This is a genomic window from Streptomyces sp. NPDC002055, assembly GCF_040296705.1.
GTDB lineage: Bacteria > Actinomycetota > Actinomycetes > Streptomycetales > Streptomycetaceae > Streptomyces.
On the sequence record NZ_JBEOXS010000020.1, the window covers coordinates 73794 to 91796 of the forward strand.

18 protein-coding genes and 1 riboswitch are annotated in these 18003 nt (G+C 73.3%); of the genes, 9 read left to right on the plus strand and 9 right to left on the minus strand.

Annotated features, from left to right (window positions below):
- Positions 1–137 precede the first annotated feature (137 nt).
- Positions 138–1166, plus strand: a complete 1029-nt coding sequence (locus ABT112_RS15095) for a 6-phosphofructokinase (RefSeq protein ID WP_351509514.1) — start codon at positions 138–140, stop codon at positions 1164–1166.
- 143 nt (positions 1167–1309) lie between these two features.
- On the opposite strand, the gene ABT112_RS15100 is transcribed toward ABT112_RS15095, so the two are convergent.
- The gene (locus tag ABT112_RS15100; RefSeq protein ID WP_351509516.1) at positions 1310–3244 is read right to left on the minus strand and encodes an anthranilate synthase family protein; all 1935 of its coding nucleotides are present in this window, start codon (positions 3242–3244) and stop codon (positions 1310–1312) included.
- A gap of 127 nt (positions 3245–3371) precedes the next feature.
- Positions 3372–3494: a trp operon leader peptide gene (locus ABT112_RS35360; RefSeq protein ID WP_502975341.1), complete on the minus strand. Its 123-nt coding sequence runs from the start codon at positions 3492–3494 to the stop codon at positions 3372–3374.
- A gap of 50 nt (positions 3495–3544) precedes the next feature.
- Between ABT112_RS35360 and ABT112_RS15105 the strand changes: the two genes are divergently transcribed.
- On the plus strand, positions 3545–4894 hold the full coding sequence (locus ABT112_RS15105; RefSeq protein WP_351509518.1) for a class II 3-deoxy-7-phosphoheptulonate synthase: 1350 nt from the start codon (positions 3545–3547) through the stop codon (positions 4892–4894).
- A 178-nt stretch (positions 4895–5072) separates the two neighbouring features.
- Complete coding sequence (locus ABT112_RS15110) at positions 5073–5369, plus strand: (2Fe-2S)-binding protein (protein WP_502975342.1); 297 nt, start codon at positions 5073–5075, stop codon at positions 5367–5369.
- Between the two features lie 95 nt (positions 5370–5464).
- On the opposite strand, the gene bfr is transcribed toward ABT112_RS15110, so the two are convergent.
- Entirely contained in the window at positions 5465–5944 is a 480-nt protein-coding gene (gene bfr / locus ABT112_RS15115) for a bacterioferritin (protein WP_351509522.1), read from the minus strand.
- Between the two features lie 158 nt (positions 5945–6102).
- Here bfr and ABT112_RS15120 point away from each other — a divergent pair, with 158 nt between their 5' ends.
- A complete protein-coding gene (locus tag ABT112_RS15120; protein WP_351509524.1) occupies positions 6103–6726 on the plus strand; it encodes a sulfite oxidase-like oxidoreductase in 624 nt (207 codons plus the stop codon).
- Positions 6727–6790: 64 nt separating this feature from the next.
- Here the strand turns inward: ABT112_RS15120 and ABT112_RS15125 are convergent, their stop codons facing one another.
- The 6 genes from ABT112_RS15125 to thiO all read right to left on the minus strand — a co-directional run bounded on the left by ABT112_RS15125 (position 6791) and on the right by thiO (position 12818).
- The gene (locus tag ABT112_RS15125) at positions 6791–7705 is read right to left on the minus strand and encodes a deoxyribonuclease IV (RefSeq protein WP_351509527.1); all 915 of its coding nucleotides are present in this window, start codon (positions 7703–7705) and stop codon (positions 6791–6793) included.
- A 104-nt stretch (positions 7706–7809) separates the two neighbouring features.
- Positions 7810–9747, minus strand: a complete 1938-nt coding sequence (gene pknB / locus ABT112_RS15130) for a Stk1 family PASTA domain-containing Ser/Thr kinase (RefSeq protein WP_351509529.1) — start codon at positions 9745–9747, stop codon at positions 7810–7812.
- A 117-nt stretch (positions 9748–9864) separates the two neighbouring features.
- A complete protein-coding gene (locus tag ABT112_RS15135; protein WP_351509532.1) occupies positions 9865–10320 on the minus strand; it encodes an SRPBCC domain-containing protein in 456 nt (151 codons plus the stop codon).
- A 136-nt stretch (positions 10321–10456) separates the two neighbouring features.
- The gene (locus ABT112_RS15140) at positions 10457–11302 is read right to left on the minus strand and encodes a thiazole synthase (protein ID WP_351509534.1); all 846 of its coding nucleotides are present in this window, start codon (positions 11300–11302) and stop codon (positions 10457–10459) included.
- Positions 11303–11304: 2 nt separating this feature from the next.
- The gene (gene thiS / locus ABT112_RS15145; protein ID WP_351509536.1) at positions 11305–11505 is read right to left on the minus strand and encodes a sulfur carrier protein ThiS; all 201 of its coding nucleotides are present in this window, start codon (positions 11503–11505) and stop codon (positions 11305–11307) included.
- The gene (thiO, locus tag ABT112_RS15150) at positions 11502–12818 is read right to left on the minus strand and encodes a glycine oxidase ThiO (protein ID WP_351509539.1); all 1317 of its coding nucleotides are present in this window, start codon (positions 12816–12818) and stop codon (positions 11502–11504) included. Before thiO ends, thiS begins: the two co-directional genes overlap by 4 nt.
- A riboswitch (TPP riboswitch) is annotated at positions 12816–12928 on the minus strand. (Overlaps the previous gene by 3 nt.)
- Positions 12929–13206: 278 nt before the next feature.
- On the opposite strand from thiO, the gene ABT112_RS15155 reads away from it, so the two are divergent.
- From ABT112_RS15155 to ABT112_RS15175, 5 genes are all read left to right on the plus strand, one after another.
- The gene (locus ABT112_RS15155; protein ID WP_351509606.1) at positions 13207–14373 is read left to right on the plus strand and encodes an NAD(P)/FAD-dependent oxidoreductase; all 1167 of its coding nucleotides are present in this window, start codon (positions 13207–13209) and stop codon (positions 14371–14373) included.
- Positions 14374–14681: 308 nt separating this feature from the next.
- A complete protein-coding gene (locus ABT112_RS15160; protein ID WP_351509541.1) occupies positions 14682–15047 on the plus strand; it encodes an Rv2175c family DNA-binding protein in 366 nt (121 codons plus the stop codon).
- Between the two features lie 72 nt (positions 15048–15119).
- Positions 15120–15776 carry a thiamine phosphate synthase gene (thiE, locus tag ABT112_RS15165; protein WP_351509544.1) on the plus strand — a complete coding sequence of 219 codons (657 nt, stop codon included), beginning with the start codon at positions 15120–15122 and terminating at the stop codon, positions 15774–15776.
- 264 nt (positions 15777–16040) lie between these two features.
- Positions 16041–16958: a methylenetetrahydrofolate reductase [NAD(P)H] gene (gene metF / locus ABT112_RS15170; protein ID WP_351509546.1), complete on the plus strand. Its 918-nt coding sequence runs from the start codon at positions 16041–16043 to the stop codon at positions 16956–16958.
- A gap of 30 nt (positions 16959–16988) precedes the next feature.
- Positions 16989–17915 carry a hypothetical protein gene (locus ABT112_RS15175; RefSeq protein WP_351509548.1) on the plus strand — a complete coding sequence of 309 codons (927 nt, stop codon included), beginning with the start codon at positions 16989–16991 and terminating at the stop codon, positions 17913–17915.
- Positions 17916–18003 lie beyond the last annotated feature (88 nt).

The window sequence follows — 18003 nt, forward strand, 5'->3', positions numbered from 1 at the left end:
GCGTCCGCTCGTACGGGTGAACGCTCGGCCCTCAACCGCCTTTCTCCGCATGGGAGTCACCCGCCGCCCCCATTCTCGGTGCCGGGGTCACCAACAGCGTGGCCGCACGGCGGCCGACGCGGGAGAAGGGAAGAACCATGCGGGTCGGAGTACTGACCGGTGGCGGCGACTGCCCCGGGCTCAACGCGGTCATCCGGGGCATCGTCCGCAAGGGCGTCCAGGAGTACGGCTACGACTTCGTCGGCTTCCGGGACGGCTGGCGCGGGCCGCTCGAAGGGGACACGGTCCCGCTCGACATCCCCGCGGTCCGCGGCATCCTGCCGCGCGGCGGCACGATCCTCGGATCGTCCCGGACCAACCCGCTGGGCGCGGAGGACGGGATCCGCCGGATCAAGGACAACCTCGCCAAGCAGGAGGTCGGCGCGCTGATCGCGATCGGCGGCGAGGACACCCTCGGGGTGGCCGCGCGCCTTTCCGGCGAGTACGGCATCCCCTGCGTCGGTGTCCCGAAGACCATCGACAACGACCTGTCGGCCACCGACTACACCTTCGGGTTCGACACCGCGGTCAACATCGCGACCGAGGCCATCGACCGGCTGCACACCACCGCCGAGTCGCACATGCGGGTGCTCGTCGTCGAGGTGATGGGCCGTCACGCGGGCTGGATCGCCCTGCACTCGGGGCTGGCGGGCGGCGCCAACGCCATCCTCATCCCCGAGCAGCGCTTCGATCTCGGCCAGGTCTGCGCCTGGGTGGAGTCCCGGTTCAAGATCCGCTATGCGCCGATCGTGGTCGTCGCCGAGGGCGCCATGCCCCGGGACGGCGACCTCGTCCTCAAGGACGGCTCGCAGGACTCGTTCGGGCACGTCCGGCTCTCCGGCATCGGCGAGTGGCTGGCCAAGGAGATCGAGAGCCGGACCGGCAAGGAGGCCCGTACGACGGTGCTCGGCCACGTCCAGCGCGGCGGCACCCCGAGCGCCTTCGACCGCTGGCTCGCCACCCGCTTCGGCCTGCACGCCATCGAGGCGGTCCGGGACGGGGACTTCGGGACGATGGTCGCGCTGCGCGGCACCGACATCGTGCGGGTCCCGATCGCGGACGCCACCACGAAGCTGAAGACGGTCGACCCGGCGCTCTACGCCGAGGCGGGCGTCTTCTTCGGCTGACCCGACGGCGGGCCGGGCCTGCCCGGCCGGAAGCCCCCCGGTCCGCCGTCGGCCCCGCCGCCGCGCTTCACGCACAGTGGGGCCGGCGGCGGAACACCGGGACCCCGCCGGCCGATGCGGTCACACCAGGCCCCCGACGAGCCTCACACCAGCACCGCGGACAGCAGCCCCGCCGTGATCCCCGCCCCGTCCAGCGTCAGCACCGACTCCGGGTGGAACTGCACCCCGGCGAACCCCGGCCCCCGCAGCGCGTGCACGTCCCCGCCGGCCGGGTCCCGGCTCAGCTCCACCCGGTGCATCGCCAGCTCCTCCTGGGTGGCGGCGTCGCAGCGTGCGGTGAAGGTGTTGTAGAAGCCCACCGTCTCCGGGCGCCCGAAGAAGTCGATCCGCTCCTGCGCCCCCTGGCAGGGCACGTCCTTGCGGACGATGTCCAGGCCCAGCTCCGCCGCGATCAGCTCGTGTCCCAGGCACACCCCCAGCAGCCCGTGCCGGTGCCCGCTCAGCAGCGCGGCGGCGAGCTCCCGCAGCCGGCGCATCTTCGGGTCCGTGAGCCGGCCCGGATCGCCCGGCCCCGGCCCCAGCACCACCGGCCCCCGGTGCGCCAGCGCCGCCTCCCGCAGCCCCGGCTCGTCGTGCCGCCGCACGGTCACCTCCAGACCGGCGGACCGGAGCAGATGGGCCAGCATCGCGGTGAACGTGTCCTCGCCGTCGACCACCAGCGCGTGCCCGGCCGGCCCGCCCGCCGGGGGAGCCGCCCCCTCGTCGGCCCGCATCCGCAGCCAGAACGGCGCCAGATCCGCCCGCCGGGCGTCCAGCGCCCTGCGCACCCGCACGTCGTCCGCCAGCCGCGGCCGTGTCCCGGCCGGCTCCCCGCCGGGCCCCGGGCGCACCCCGAGAGCGGCGAGCACTCCGGCCGCCTTGGCGTGCGTCTCGGCCACCTCGCCGCGCGGATCCGAGTGGCGGACCAGCGTGGCCCCGACCGGGACCCGCAGCCCGCCCGCCGCGTCGATGTCCGCGGTCCGGATGAGGATGGGGGAGTCCACGGTCTGCGCGCCCCCGGCGTCCCGCCCGATCAGGGCGAGCGCCCCCGCGTAGTAGCCCCGCCCGGGGCCGGCCTCGTGCCGTTCGATGACCCGGCAGGCGTTCTCCACCGGTGAGCCGGTGACGGTCGCCGCGAACATCGTCTCCCGCAGCACCTCCCGCACATCCAGCGAGCTGCGGCCGCGCAGTTCGTACTCGGTGTGGGCGAGGTGCGCCATCTCCTTCAGCCGCGGGCCCACCACGACCCCGCCCCGGGGCGCGACGGTGCACATCATCTTCAGCTCCTCGTCCACCACCATCGACAGCTCCTCCACCTCCTTGCGGTCCCGGAGGAACGCCAGCAGGCCCTCGGGGGAGGGGCCCTGGGACGGGTAGCGGTAGGTCCCGCTGATCGGGTTCATCACGACGGTGCCGCCGGACATCCGGACGTGCACCTCCGGGCTGGCCCCGATCAGCGTGCGCTCCCCGGTGTGCACCACGTACGTCCAGTACGCGCCGCGCTCGCCGGTCAGCAGCCGCCGGAACAGGGCGAGCGCGTCGGCCCGCGAGAAGCCGGGGATGCTGCCGCGGAACGTCCGGCGGATCACGAAGTTCGCGCCCTCGCCCCGCCCGATCTCGTCCGCCACCACCCGGCCGACGATCTCCGCGTACTCCTCGTCGGAGACGTCGAACGCGCCGTCCTCGACCCGGACCGCGTGCCGGGGCAGCGCGTCGCACACCGCGTCGAGCGGCAGCTCGTACGTCTCGTCCGGGCGCAGCACGGTCAGCGGGGTGCCGTCGTCCCGGACCTCGAAGCCGCGCTCCCGGATCTGCCGGAACGGCACCAGGGCGAGCGCGTCCGTCACGGCCTGCCCGGTCGCTCCCTCGCCCAGCGGGATGTCCGCCAGCCGCTCCACGTCCGTGACCGGGCCGAGAAGCACCTCGACGGTCGCCGCGGCTCCCTCCGGACGGCCGGGGGTGCGGCGGTGGATCAGCGCGAAGGGCGGGGAGCCGTCGGTGGCCAGCCGGTGCAGGAGCGCGGTCGCGTCGCGGTGCATGAAGGGTTCCTTCCGGAATCGGATCGGCGATCGGATGCGGAGGAACGGCCGCGAGCCGCGCGTCCCGGCGGACGCGACGAAGGCCGCCCCTCGGGCGGCCTTCGCGTGGTCTCGTGGATACGCGCAGTCAGTGGGCCGCCGGGGAAGCGGGCCACCACCAGTCCTGGATCGGCTGCGCGAACATGCCCTGCACTGTATCCGAGCCCTGTGCGGCGCGCGCCACCCGTCCACGGTGCGGACTGTGTCTCATTTTGTGGGCGGTGGATGGGACGAACGGAAAGACCCCGTACTGTTGACAGGGTGACCGTGAACGCTGATTCCCACGCCCAGGGCAACACCTGGCGACACCTTCCCGCGGCGCAGCAGCCCGAGTGGCCGGACCCCGAGGCTCTGCGCGATGTGATCGCGGAGCTCGAGTCGTATCCGCCGCTCGTCTTCGCGGGCGAGTGCGATCAGCTGCGCGCCAGCCTGGGTGCCGTCGCCAGGGGCGAGGCGTTCCTGCTGCAGGGCGGCGACTGCGCCGAGGCGTTCGACGCCGTGGGCGCCGACCAGATCCGCAACAAGCTCAAGACGCTGCTCCAGATGGGCGCCGTCCTCACCTACGCCGGCTCGGTGCCGGTCGTGAAGGTCGGCCGGATCGCCGGGCAGTACAGCAAGCCGCGCTCCAAGTCGACCGAGACCCGCGACGGGGTGACCCTGCCGACCTACCGCGGCGACTCCGTCAACGGCTTCGAGTTCACCGAGGCGGCCCGGATCCCGGACCCGGAGCGGCTCAAGCGGATGTACCACGCGTCCGCCGCGACGCTGAACCTCGTCCGGGCCTTCACCACCGGCGGCTACGCCGACCTGCGCCAGGTGCACGCCTGGAACCAGGACTTCGTGAAGTCCTCCCCGTCCGGGCAGCGCTACGAGGCGCTGGCCCGCGAGATCGACCGGGCGATGAACTTCATGCACGCCTGCGGGGTGGACCCGGAGGAGTTCAAGACCGTCGAGTTCTACGCCTCCCACGAGGCGCTGGTCCTGGACTACGAGTCGGCCCTCACCCGGACCGACTCGCGCACCGGGCAGCTCTACGACGTCTCCGGGCACATGCTCTGGATCGGCGAGCGCACCCGGCAGCTGGACGGCGCGCACATCGAGTTCGCCTCCCGGGTCCGCAACCCGATCGGTGTGAAGCTCGGCCCCACCACCACCCCGGAGGAGGCGCTCACCCTCATCGAGCGGCTCGACCCGGACCGTGAGCCGGGCCGGCTGACCTTCATCACGCGGATGGGCGCGGACAAGATCCGCGAGAAGCTCCCCACCCTGGTGGAGAAGGTCACGGCCTCCGGCGCCCAGGTGGCCTGGGTCTGCGACCCGATGCACGGCAACACCTTCGAGGCGGCCTCCGGTCACAAGACCCGCCGCTTCGACGACGTGCTCGACGAGGTCAAGGGCTTCTTCGAGGTCCACAAGGGCCTGGGCACCCACCCGGGCGGCATCCACGTGGAGCTGACCGGCGACGACGTCACCGAGTGCGTGGGCGGCGGCGACGAGATCTTCGTCGACGACCTGCACCAGCGCTACGAGACGGCCTGCGACCCGCGGCTCAACCGCAGCCAGTCCCTGGACCTGGCGTTCCTCGTCGCGGAGATGTACCGGGGCCAGTAGCCCGGGCCCCACGCGGGGCGGCACCGAACACGAGTGGGGCACGGATCACAGGATCCGTGCCCCACTGCCGTTGTAAGGATCAAGCCAGGGCGGGTAAGGTAAGGGTAACCTCACTGATCAATGGAAGTGGGGTTGCCTATCAATCCGACCGGCCTGTCCGCCCGCGGGGGTGAATCGCGTGTACGTCTGCTCATGCTTCGGCATCACCGAGAAGCAGGTGCGTGAGCACGCGGACTCCGGCGCCTGCACGCCCCGGCAGATCGCCTCGGCCTGCAAGGCGGGCACGGACTGCGGCAACTGCGTACGCCGTATCCAGGCGCTGCTCGGCCGCGGTGCCTGCCCCCGGCGTGAGCTGGTGGAGCAGGGTGAGCCGGCCGCCCTCACCGCGGACACCGCCTTTGCCGCGGACACCGCACACGTCGCCGGGGCCGTCCCGGACGAGCGGCACTACCCGGCCGCCGCCGAAGCCGCCTGAGCCTCGACGCCGCCTGAGCTCCGAAGCCGCCTGAGCCCCGACGCCACCCGGGCCCCGAGGCCGCCTGAGCGCCCCGTCGAGCGGTCGCGCCGCCGTCAGCCCTCGGGCTGCTCGACCAGCTGGGCGATGTACAGCGGCTCCCCGAGCTTCTCGATGAGCTCCAGCTGGGTGTCGAGATAGTCGATGTGGTGCTCCTCGTCGGCGAGGATGCTCTCGAAGATGTTGGCCGAGGTGATGTCCCCCTTGGCCCGCATCACCTCCACACCGCGCCGCAGCCGGTCGATGGCCTCGACCTCGATCTGCCGGTCGGCCTGGAACATCTCCGTGACCGTCTGGCCCACCCGGACGTGGAACAGCCGCTGATAGTTGGGCAGGCCCTCCAGGAAGAGGATGCGGTCGGTGAGCACCTCGGCGTGCTTCATCTCGTCGAACGACTCGGCCCGGGTGTATTTCGCGAGCTTCGGCCAGCCGAAGTTGTCCTGCATCTTGGCGTGCAGAAAGTACTGGTTGATCGCGGTGAGCTCAGCGGTCAGCTGCTCGTTGAGGAATTCGATGACCTCGGGGTCGCCCTGCATCGCAGCGGCTCCTTCCACTTCCACACAAGAACGGCAGGTTGCGCGCATCCTCGCACCGCCCGCAGGGACGATCCAGTAAGTGCACGCTTAGTACGCGTTGTTCCTGCCCCGCTCTGCGCTGGTCATGACCACCCTTCCCCGTCTGCCACCATGGAGTCATGAGTCAGCCGGAAAGCCGTGAAGGGGCACAGCTCGAGCTTCCTCCGGGACAGCGGCTGCAGCGCGGCTGGCCGGTCACTCATTACGGCCCGGTCCCCAAGTTCAAGGCGGACCGCTGGGAATTCCGGGTGTTCGGCGCGACCGCCGACGGCGACAAGCACTGCTGGACGCATGAGGAGTTCACGGCCATGCCGTACTCCACGGTCGTCGCCGACCTCCACTGCGTCACCAAGTTCAGCATGCTCGGAGCCGAGTGGGGCGGGGTCTCCGCCGGCACCGTTCTGGAGCTGGCCCCTCCGGCGCCCGACGTCACCCATGTGATGGTCTGGGCCGAGTACGGCTTCAGCTCCAATCTCCGGATCTCCGACTTCACCTCGGAGCGGGCCATGTTCGCCACCCACAAGGACGGCGAGCTGCTCACCGCCGAGCACGGCTTCCCGGTCCGGCTGATCGTGCCGCATCTGTACGCCTGGAAGGGCCCCAAATGGGTCCGCGGTGTCGAGTACATGACGGCCGACCGCCGGGGCTTCTGGGAGGAGCGCGGCTACCACAACATCGGCGACCCCTGGCGTGAGCAGCGGTACTCCTACCAGGAGGAGCCGGGGGACGGGCCGGAGCTCTGAGGACTGTCCGGCGGGGTCCGGTCCGATGCTGCCGACCCCGGGCCCGACCGGGCCCGGCATGCGGTCAGACCGGGGAGCCCACCCCGCGGAGCTCCTTGAGGCGCGCCACGTCGGCCGCGTGGCCCGCCGTGCCGCCCGGCGTCTCGATCACCAGCGGCACGCCCTCGGTCGCCGGGTGGGTGAACAGCTCACCGAACGGGTCCGCCCCGATGTGACCCGCGCCGATGTTCTCGTGCCGGTCCTTGTGCGCGCCCACCACGTCCTTGGAGTCGTTGGCGTGGATCAGCCCGAGCCGGCCCGCGCCGACGGTGTCCACCAACGCGTCGAGCAGCAGCTTCATCCCGCCCGGTGCGGCCATGTCGTGGCCGGCCGCGAAGGCGTGGCAGGTGTCCAGGCAGACGCCGAGCCGGGGATGCCGGTCCAGCGCCTCGAAGTACGGCCCGAGGTCCTCGGCCAGCGAGCACAGCGACGCCCCCTGGCCCGCGGTGGGTTCCAGGAGCAGCGCCGGGTCGTCGTCGTGGGTCAGCTCGTCCAGCAGCGGCAGCATCCGCTCCCGGACCTGGGCGAGCGCCACCGAGCGGGGCCGGCCGCCGGTCGCCGAGCCGGTGTGCACCACGACGCCGAGCGCGCCGATGTCCCGCCCCCGGCGCAGCGAGTGCCGCAGCGACTCCACCGACCGGTCCACGGTGGCCTCGGTGTGCGAACCGAAGTTGATCAGATAGGGCGCGTGCACATAGGCCGGGATCGAGCCCGCCGCGCAGCCCTCCCGGAACTGCTCGTCCTGCCGCGGGGTTCCGGCCGGGGTCGCCCAGCCGCGCGGGTTGGCGACGAAGACCTGCACGGCCTCGGCGTCGATCTCCCGGGCGTAGGAGAGGCCGACGGAGGCGAGGCCCCCGGCGACCGGCACATGGCCGCCGACCGGATTGCGGAGGCCGGAGGGGCGCGGATGCGGGCTGTTCAGCGGATGCGGGCTGTTCACCGGACCAGGGTCGCACGCCGCGGAACCGCCTCCGTACGGCCGGCGGCCGGGCGCAACGGAGACGGGCGGGCCCACGAGGGCCCGCCCGTCTCCGTCGCCGGGGTTCAGCGCACCCGGATCGTGACGGAGCTGCCCTTCGGGGCTTCCTCGCCCGCATCGACGGACTGGTCGAAGACGGTGTCCCCGAAGAAGAACTTGGAGACGTCCACGGTGAATCCCTCCGCCTCCAGCTTGGCCTTCGCCTCGTCGGAGCTCAGGCCCTCGACGTCCGGCACCTCGACCATCTGCTGGCCCTTGGAGAACGTGAGCGTCACGGTGTCGCCCTCCGCCAGCTCGGTCTCCCCGGCGGGGGACTGCGCGGCGACCGTGCCCTTGTCCTCCTCGGAGAAGACCCGGCGGGGGGAGACCTTGACCTTCAGCCCGGCGTCGCGGAGCTCCTGCGTGGCGTCCGCGAGCTCGTAGCCGGTGACGTCCGGCGACTCGACCGGCTCGCCCCTGCTGACGGTGATGGCCACCGCGGAGTCCGGCCGCCGCTTGGTGCCCGCCGCTGGGTCGGTCCGGATCACCGAGTGCTGCGAGAGCGTGTCGCTGAACTCCTTGCGGACCGTCCCGGGAACCAGGCCCAGCTCCCTCAGCTGCCGCTTCGCCTTCGTCAGCGGAACGCCTTCCAGGTCGGGCACCTTCACCTCGTCGGGGCCCCGGGAGACGGTGATGGTCACCGTGCCGGTGTCCCGGATCCGGCCGCCCAGCTTCGGGTCGCTGCTGATGACCTTGCCGCGGTCCACGACGTCGCTGAAGCCCGTCCGCACCCGCACGTCCAGCCCGGCGTCGTGCAGCTTCCGCTCCGCCTGCGGCCGGGACAGCCCGAGCACCCCGGGCACCTGGGTGAACTGCCCCGCGGTGATGTACCAGACCCCGGCGCCGACGCCGAGCACCAGCAGGGCCACGACCAGGGCGAGCACCCCGCGCCGCGGGCCCCGCCGCGGCGCCCGGCGGGACGACGGCCCGTCGGACGGCGGCGGCCCGGACGGCGGCAGGTCCAGCCGGCTGGTGCGGTTCAGCGCGTCCTCGCCCGCCGCAGCCCCCTCGGCCGGCTGCACGCCCGCCAGGGTCCGGGGGATCACACTCGTCCGGTCCTCGGAGCCGGTGTGCGGGTCCGCCAGGGCCTGCGGGGGAACGGCGTCGAGCTGTTCCTCGGTGAGCAGCGCCCGGAGTTCGCGGGCCTGCGCGAGCAGCGCGACGGCGTCGGCCGGGCGCTGCTCGGGGGCGCGCGCGGTCGCGGCGGCCACCAGGATGTCCAGCTCGGGGGCGAGCCCCGGCACCTGCCGCGACGGCGGTGCGATGTCCTCGTGCAGATGCTGGTAGAGCACCTGGGCGGCGGTCCCGCCGTCGTGCGGCTTTCCGCCGGTGAGCATCTCGTACAGCACGATCCCGCAGGCGTAGACGTCCGCGCGGGTGTCGGCCGTGCCGTGCTCTATCTGCTCCGGCGCGAGATACGAGACGGTGCCGAGCAGGGAGCCGGAGGAGGCGTTGGTCTGGGTGTCCACGGCCCGGACGAGCCCGAAGTCGGCCACCTTGACCCGGCCGTCGTCCCCGATGAGGACGTTCTCCGGCTTCATGTCGCGGTGGACCAGCCCGGCGCGGTGGGCGGCGCCGAGCGCGGCGAGCACCGGTTCCAGGACGTCCAGGGCGGCGCGGGGCGCCAGCGCGCCGCGCTCGCGGAGCACGTCGCGCAGCGTGCACCCGGCGACGTACTCCATGGCCAGATAGACGTAGGTGCCGTCCATGCCCTGGTCGAAGACGCCGACGACGTTCGGGTGGGCGAGCCGGGCGACGGACTTGGCCTCACGGATGAAGCGGTCGACGAACGCGGCGTCCGTGGCGAGGCCGGGGTGCATCACCTTGAGCGCCAGCACCCGGTCGAGACGGGTGTCCACGGCCCGGTAGACGGTGGCCATGCCACCGACGGCAATGCGCGCCTCGACCCGGTAGCGTCCGTCGAGCACGTGCCCGACCAGCGGGTCCTGCAGGGTCGTATCCACGACAGTGCAGTCTACGAGCCATGACCGGCAGGTCTGTCCCATCCGCGGGGTCGGGCGGACCTCTGCAACGCAACGGTGACAGCCGGCCGGGGCACCCGCCCCGGCCCGGCCGGTGGATCATGCGTGCGAGGCGGCGGCGAGTGCCGCGAGCTCCTCGAGCGCCGTGGCCCAGGTCATGGCCGCGTACTCGGCGTGCCGGGCCTGTTCGGCCGCGGGTACGTCCAGCGCGGTGACCCCGGTCTCGTTGACCGTGACCCGGGTGCCGGTGCCCTCGGGTGTGAGATCGAACTCGATCAGCGTGGAGCCGCCCCGGCCCGGTGGCACATCGGGGCGCAGGGCCATCCGGAAGCTGACACGGTAGGGGGCCTCGACCATCTCCACCCGGCCGTGGAACTCCCCCTGGTCGTCCCAGCGGAACCGGAGGGCACCCCCCGGCCGCAGATCCAGCTCGGCGCCGCCGAACGCGTACCAGGACCGGATGTGCTCGGCTGTGGTGAGCACCCGCCACACGCGGTCGGCCGGGGCCGGGACGTACACCTCGCGCTCGACGCGGTCGGGGACCTCATGCGCCACGGGGACCACCTCCGGTTCCACGCTACGGCCTCCGGGCCCAGCGCCGCCGGAGCGGCTCGCGCCGGTCACCGGGGTGCCGGAGCCCGATCGCGGCCGGTCCGGCGGGCGTTCCGGCAGGTGCGGGGCGGGCCGGTGGCTACCCGAAGGCGGGCCGCTCCGGGTCCAGGTCCGCCAGGCCGTCCGCCGGCGAGGACGCCTGGGCGAAGTGCCGGCGCGGGATCCGGCCCGCGCGGTGGGCCAGCCGTCCCGCCTCGACCGCGTGCCGCATCGCCGCGGCCATGAGGACCGGCTCCTGGGCGCGGGTCACCGCCGAGGCCAGCATCACCGCCGCACAGCCCAGCTCCATGGCCAGCGCCGCGTCCGAGGCGGTGCCGGCGCCCGCGTCCAGGATCACCGGCACCCGCGCCTGCTCGGTGATCAGCCGGAAGTTGTGCGGGTTGCGGATGCCGAGCCCGGAGCCGATGGGCGAGCCCAGGGGCATGATCGCGGCACAGCCGACGTCCTCCAGCTTCCGGGCGAGGACCGGGTCGTCGTTGGTGTACGGGAGCACGGTGAAGCCGTCGTCGACGAGCACTTCGGCGGCGTCCAGCAGCTCGACCGGATCGGGCAGCAGCGTCCGCTCGTCCGCCACCACCTCCAGCTTGATCCAGTCGGTGCCCAGGGCCTCCCGGGCGAGCCGCGCGGTCAGCACCGCCTCGCCCGCGGTGAAGCACCCCGCGGTGTTCGGCAGGACGCGGATGCCGAGCCGGTCGAGCACGGACAGCACCGAGCCCTGGACCGTCGGGTCCAGCCGGCGCATCGCGACGGTCGTCAGCTCGGTCCCGGAGGCGGTGAGCGAGCGTTCCAGCACGTCCAGGCTGGGGGCGCCGCCGGTGCCCATGATCAGCCGGGAGCCGAAGGCGGTGCCGGCGAGGGTGAACGGATCGGCCGTGGCCGTCTCCGCCGGAGTGGTGCCGCCGGGCACAGCGGTGGTGTCGGTCATGGTCAGCCTCCCTGGACCGCGGTCAGGATCTCGACGCGGTCGCCGTCGCCGAGCGCGGTGGCGGGCCACTGGCCCCGCGGCACCACGGCCTCGTTGAGCGCGGCGGCGACACCCGCCGGTGCGGTGGTGAGCGTCGCGACGATCCGGTCGAGCGTGGTGCCCTCCGGGACCTCGCGGGGTTCGCCGTTGACGGAGACGGTCATGCGGGCTGCTCCTGCCGTACGGGGGTGTCGGATGCGCCGGACCCCGGTGCCGCGGGGCCGCCGGGGGTGAAGCGCAGCGGGCTGAACGGACGGGTCTCGGGCGGGAGTTCACCGGTGCACAGCACCTCCGCCAGGGCGTCGCCGGTGACCGGTGTGAGCAGCACGCCGTTGCGGAAGTGCCCGGTTGCCAGGTGCAGTCCGGGCAGGGTGGTGGGGCCCAGCAGCGGTGCGTTGTCCGGCGACCCCGGGCGCAGCCCGGCCCGGGTCTCCACCAGCGGGAGTTCGGTGATGCCGGGCACCAGCTCATGGGCGTCCCGCAGCAGTTCGTACACCCCGCCCGCGGTGACCGTGGTGTCCCAGCCCAGCTCCTCGCTGGTGGCGCCGAGCACCAGCTCGCCGTTCTCCCGGGGCACCAGATAGACCTGCCCGCCGCGGACCACGGCCCGTACGGTCCGGGAGAGGAACGGCGCGTACGCCCCGGGCACGCGCAGCCGCAGCACCTGGCCCTTGACCGGGCGGACCGGCGGCACCACGGCCTCGGGGATCCCGGCGAGCCGGCCGCTGTGGCTGCCGCCGGCCAGGACGACCTGACCGGCGGCCAGTTCGGTGCCGTCCTCCAGTACGGCCCCCACGGCCCGGTCCCGGACCACCCGCAGCTCCCGGGCCCACCCGCGGTGCAGCACCACACCGGCCCGCTCGCAGGCGGTGACCAGCGCCGCGGCCAGCCGCCGGGGATCGGTCTGGTGGTCGCCGTCCACCCGCAGCCCCCCGCGCACGCCCGGCGCGAGCATCGGCTCCAGGCGCCGGCACTCGCGCCCGGTCAGCCACTGCGAGTCCAGCCCGCAGCGGGTCTGGAGGGCGTGCAGCTCCCGCAGATGGGCCCGGTCGTCGGCGTCCAGCGCGACCGCCAGGGTGCCGCAGGCGCGGTAGCCGATGTCCTGGCCGCTCGCCTCCACCAGCTCCGCGGCGAACTCCGGATAGCGCTCCGCGGAGGCGAGGTTGAGGCCGAGCAGGGTCTCCTCGCCGTAGTGCAGTTCGGTGACGGCCGCCAGCATCCCGGCGGCGACCTGCGCGGCGCCCCCGCCGGGCGCCGGATCGGCGACCGCGGTGCGCAGCCCCCGCTGCGCCGCCCGCCAGGCCGTGACGAGGCCGATGATGCCGCCCCCGACGACGAGGACGTCATGGCTGTGCCGTGCGGCGGTGTGCCGCGCGGTCCCGCGCTGTGCGGTCCCGCGCTGTGCGGTGACGGTGTGCGGCGCGGTCCCGTGCGCCGTGGTGCTCTTCTCGGGGGTGCCGTTCTCGGGCGCGTGCATGGGCGTCCAGCCCCTCCCTTCGCCGGCATGACCCGGATCAGGTTCGTACGGTCGGAGGCCGGTCAGCCTCCCTCTCAGCCCGGTCCGTCCGGGCTCCCGCGAGTGCTCTACGGCCGTCACCTTAACGTGCCGCCTTCCGGCCCATGAAGGGAGCGGCGGACCGGAACGGCTCCCCGCACCGGGCCCCGGGGCCGGGCCGCGGACGGCCTGCGGCGGGGAGCGGCAGGTGGGCCCGGGGCCGGCGTGTTCCCGCGGAAGCGCCGCATGATGCTGTGTCAGAGATCTCGGTGCGCGGGACTGCGGCGGGCCCCCGCCGCGGACCTAGAGTGACCGTGTGAGTGAGGACAGGCAGCACACCGGGGACCGGGTCGTCATCGTCGGCGCGGGCATGGCGGGGGTGCAGACCGCCGTCGCGCTGCGGGAACAGGGCTGGACCGGCGGCGTCGCGATGCTCGGCGCCGAGCCGCACCAGCCGTACGACCGGCCGCCGCTGTCCAAGGCCGTCCTGCTCGGCAAGGCCGACGGCTCGGCCTTCGAGATCGACTTCGCCGCCCTCGGCATCGAGCTGCTCCTCGGCCGCCGGGTCACCGCCGTGCGCCCCGGTGAGCACGTGGTGGAGACCGCGGCCGGGCCCGTGCCGTACGACCGGCTCGTCATCGCGACCGGCGCCGATCCGGTCACCCTGCCCGGCGGCGGCGCGCCGGGCCTGCATCTGCTGCGCACCCTGGACGACGCCGAGGCGCTGCGCCCGGTGCTCGCGGCGCGGCAGGACGTCGTGGTGGTCGGCGCGGGCTGGATCGGCGCCGAGTTCGCGACCGCGGCACTGGAGGCGGGCTGCACGGTCACCGTCGTCGAGGCCGCGGAGCGCCCGCTCGCCGGGGCCCTGCCCGCCGAGGTCGCCGAGCCCATGCGGGCCTGGTACGAGGAGAGCGGCGCCCGGCTCATCACCGGGGCGCGCGTGGCGACGGTGGAGCCCGGCGCGGTACTGCTGGCGGACGGCACGCGGCTCCCCGCGGACGCCGTGCTCGTCGGCATCGGAGCCCGCCCCGCGACCGGCTGGCTGGCCGGATCGGGCATCGAGCTCTGCCCCGACGGCTCGGTCCGCGCCGACGACCGGCTGCGCAGCTCCGCACCGGATGTGTACGCGGTCGGCGACTGCGCCTCCTTCCCCTCCGCCCGGTACGGGGAGCGGCTCCTCGTGCACCACTGGGACAACGCCCTCCAGGGCCCTCGCACGGTGGCCGCCGACATCATCGGCGGAGCGGCCGAGGCGCAGGTCTACGACCCGGTGCCCTACTTCTGGTCCGAGCAGTTCGGCCGGTTCGTCCAGTACGCGGGGCACCACGCCGCCGCCGACACCACGGTCCGGCGCGGCGACCCGGCCGGCGCCTCCTGGTCGGTGTGCTGGCTGCGGGACGGCGTGCTGGTCGCGCTGCTCGCGGTGGGCCGTCCGCGCGATCTCGCCCAGGGCCGCAAGCTCATCGAGCGGGGCGCGCGGATCGACCCGGAGCGGGCCGCGGACCCGGCGGTGCCGCTGAAGTCCGCCGTCCTCTGACGGGGCCGGGCGCACCGCGGCCGCGCCGGAGAGCTGCTGATCGCCCCGGCCTTCCCGGCTGATCGCCCCGGCGGTCCCGCGTGCTCCCCAGCGCTCTTCTGCCACCTGCTCCCTGCGCCGCGCGCCGGGGCGCCGGGCCCGGGATCCCCGGTCGGCGCGGCGGCCCGTCCCGGGCGGAGCCGGCCACCGCCGCACCGTGCGGCGCACGGCGACCGGGGCCGTCGGAGCGGCCCGTCGCCCGACCGGTGGGCACCGGCTCGGCGGCGCTCGGCTACCGGCTGTCAGCCCCAGATGGCAGGCTTGTCCCCGTGACCGAGATTGACACTAAGACCGACGCGCTCGTTCCCTCCTGGCTCACCCTCCCCGACATCGCCGAGCAGCTCGGTGTCGAAGTGACCCGGGTCCGACAGCTGGTCAAGGAGGGCCAGCTGATCGCGGTACGCCGTGGCGAGAACCGGGTGCTCCAGGTGCCCGCCGACTTCATCGGCGACGGCCGGGTGGTCAAGGGCCTCGCCGGCACCCTGACGCTCCTGAAGGACGACGGCTTCACCGACGAGGAGATGCTGGAGTGGCTCTTCACTCCGGATCCGACCCTCCCCGGCACCCCCGCCCAGGCCTTGCGGGAGAATCGCGGCACGGAGGTGAAGCGCCGCGCTCAGGCGCTCGCCGTCTGACCGAGAACCGCTCTGGCGTGCGGGCCGGCGAAATCCGGCCCGCACGCCGCCCAACCCCGGGGGGACCACGCCATGGCCACCACCACCGCCGTGACGCAGCTCGAAGGTGCCCGGCTCTATCTGTGCACCGACGCGCGCAAGCGCCAGGGCGACCTCCCGGAGTTCCTCGACACGGTGCTCGCCTCCGGCGTGGACATCGTCCAGCTGCGCGACAAGGGCATGGAGGCCCGTGAGGAGCTGGAGCACCTGGAGGTGTTCCGGGACGCCTGCCGCCGGCACGGCAAGCTCTTCGCGGTGAACGACCGGGCCGATGTCGCGCACGCCATCGGCTCCGACGTGCTGCACCTGGGCCAGGGTGATCTGCCCGTGCCCGCCGCCCGCGCCGTCCTCGGCGACTCCGTGCTGATCGGGCGCTCCACCCATGCCGAGGCGGAGGTGGCGGCCGCCGCCGACGAGCCAGGCGTCGACTACTTCTGCACCGGCCCCTGCTGGCCGACCCCGACCAAGCCGGGCCGTACCGCGCCCGGCCTGCCGCTCGTCCGCTACGCTGCCTCGCTGCGCCCCGCACGGCCGTGGTTCGCGATCGGCGGCATCGACGCGTCCACCCTCGACGAGGTGCTGGACGCCGGGGCCCGGCGGGTCGTGGTGGTCCGTGCGATCACCGAGGCGGACGACCCGGGGGCGGCCGCCGCCGACCTCGCCAAGCGGGTGCGCGCCCGCGACGCGTGAGCGAACGTCGCGCCGGCGAAGACTGCGTGGGGGCGAAGGCTGCGGGTGAACGCACGCCGCGTCTGAGCGAAGGCCGCGTGTGGGCGACGGCCACCGGATGGATGAACGCAACGGGTGAGAGAACGCGACCGGTGCGTGAACGCTGCGTGTGACCGACGTGGTCAGTACGCGTCATCGGCCCAGCATGTGGACGGGAGCGTAGCGAATCGGTCATATCGTCGGCTTTGATTGGGGCTCGGCCCGGCCGATGGATAACCTGCCGGTATGGCCCTCGGCACTGCTTCCACCCGCACGGATCGCGCACAAACGGTCCGCGACCTGCTTGCCTCGGGCAAGCGGTCCTTTTCGTTCGAGTTCGCCGCCCCCAAGACCGAGAAGGGCGAGCGCACACTGTGGAACGCCATCCGCAGAATCGAGGCGGTCTCGCCGACCTTCGTCTCGGTGACCTACGGCGCTGGGGGCTCCTCCCGTGAGGGCACCGTGCGGGCCACCGCACGGATCGCCACCGACACCACCCTCACCCCGGTGGCCCATCTGACCGCGGTGAACCACTCGCTCGCGGAGCTGCGCAACGTCATCGGGCACTACGCCGACGCCGGGATCCGCAACATGCTCGCGCTCCGCGGCGACCCGCCCGGCGACCCGATGGGGGAGTGGGTGCGGCACCCCGACGGGGTGGAGTACGCGGCCGACCTGGTGCGGCTGATCAAGGAGTCGGGCGACTTCTGCGTCGGCGTCGCGGCCTTCCCGGAGATGCACCCGCGCTCGTCGGACTGGGACAGCGACGTCCGGCACTTCGTGGACAAGTGCCGGGCCGGAGCAGACTTCGCGATCACCCAGATGTTCTTCTATGCGGAGGACTACCTCCGGCTGCGCGACCGGGTCGCGGCGGCGGGCTGCGCCACCCCGATCATTCCGGAGATCATGCCGGTCACCAACGTCCGGCAGATCGAGCGGTTCGCCCAGCTCAGCAATGCCGCGTTCCCTCCGGAGCTGGCCGACCGCATCCTGGCGGTCAAGGACGATCCAGCGGCTGTACGCTCCTTGGGGATCGAGTACGCCACGGAGCTGTGCGCGCGGCTGATGTCCGAGGACATTCCCGGGCTGCACTTCATTACCCTGAATCACTCCACGGCGACGCTGGAAATCTACGAGAATCTGGGGCTGCATCAGCAGTCCTGACGGCCGGGAAGCGGCGGAATCGGGGCGGTAATGGGCTGGACGATCCTCTACATCGCGTTCGGCATCGTTGCGCTGTGGCTGCTCGGTGAGGTGCTGCTGCAGTACAAGGCGCGACTGCGCTGGCGGCTGCTGGCCTTCGTCGGGTTCCTCGGCGTGGTGATCGGCGTGCTGCTGCCGTCGGTGCTGGTGATCGCGGTGGGCGCCATCGCCTTCGCGATCGGGCAGACCTACGTCACGCTGTCGTTCCGCAGCGGCTTCTCGCGGGGCTGGGCTCTCAAGGGCGGCCTCGGCCGCTTCGGCCGGGCCAAGGACGACGTCCCCACCGCGGATCCCACGCTGGAGGTCTCGGATCTCCAGGCGGTGGACGGCCCCGAGGAGCAGGGCTCCCCGGAGGTCCACCAGCCGCAGCCGATACCCGAGGAAACCGGCCAGTACGGCATCTACGGCAGTGAGGCCAACCCGTACGGCCGGGAGTCCTACGGCCGGGAGTCCTACGCCGGGGAGGCCGGCTACGACGAATCCGTCTTCACCGCCGGTGCCCCCGGCTACGGCGCCACGGCCTACCAGGAGCCGGGATACGGCGCGGAGCCTCAGAGCCCCTACGCCACCTACGGCGACTACGGCCAGAACCCCCAGCCCGACCAGGGCGCCTACGCGGCGCAGTACGACTACGGGAACGCGCAGTACGCCGCCTACTCCGACCCCTACGGCGCGGCGGGTGCCCCCCAGGGCTACGACCCGTACGGCGGCTACGGCGGCCAACAGCAGTACGACTACGGCACCGGCCAGTACGCCGACCCGTACGCGGCGGCCGGACAGCAGCCGCGCCCCGAGACCCCGCCCGGCGGCGTGTGGGTCCCGCAGCAGCGCGAGGACGGTCAGGCCGCTCCCGAGCAGGACGAGCAGGCGTACTACCAGCAGGGCTACCAGCCCGGCTACGGCGAGTACCGCTACTGACCGCCGACTGCCGACCGCCGATCGCCGGCTGCCGGCCACTGATCACTGACCGCACCGACGGTCGTGTCCCGGCCAACGTCGGCTGGGT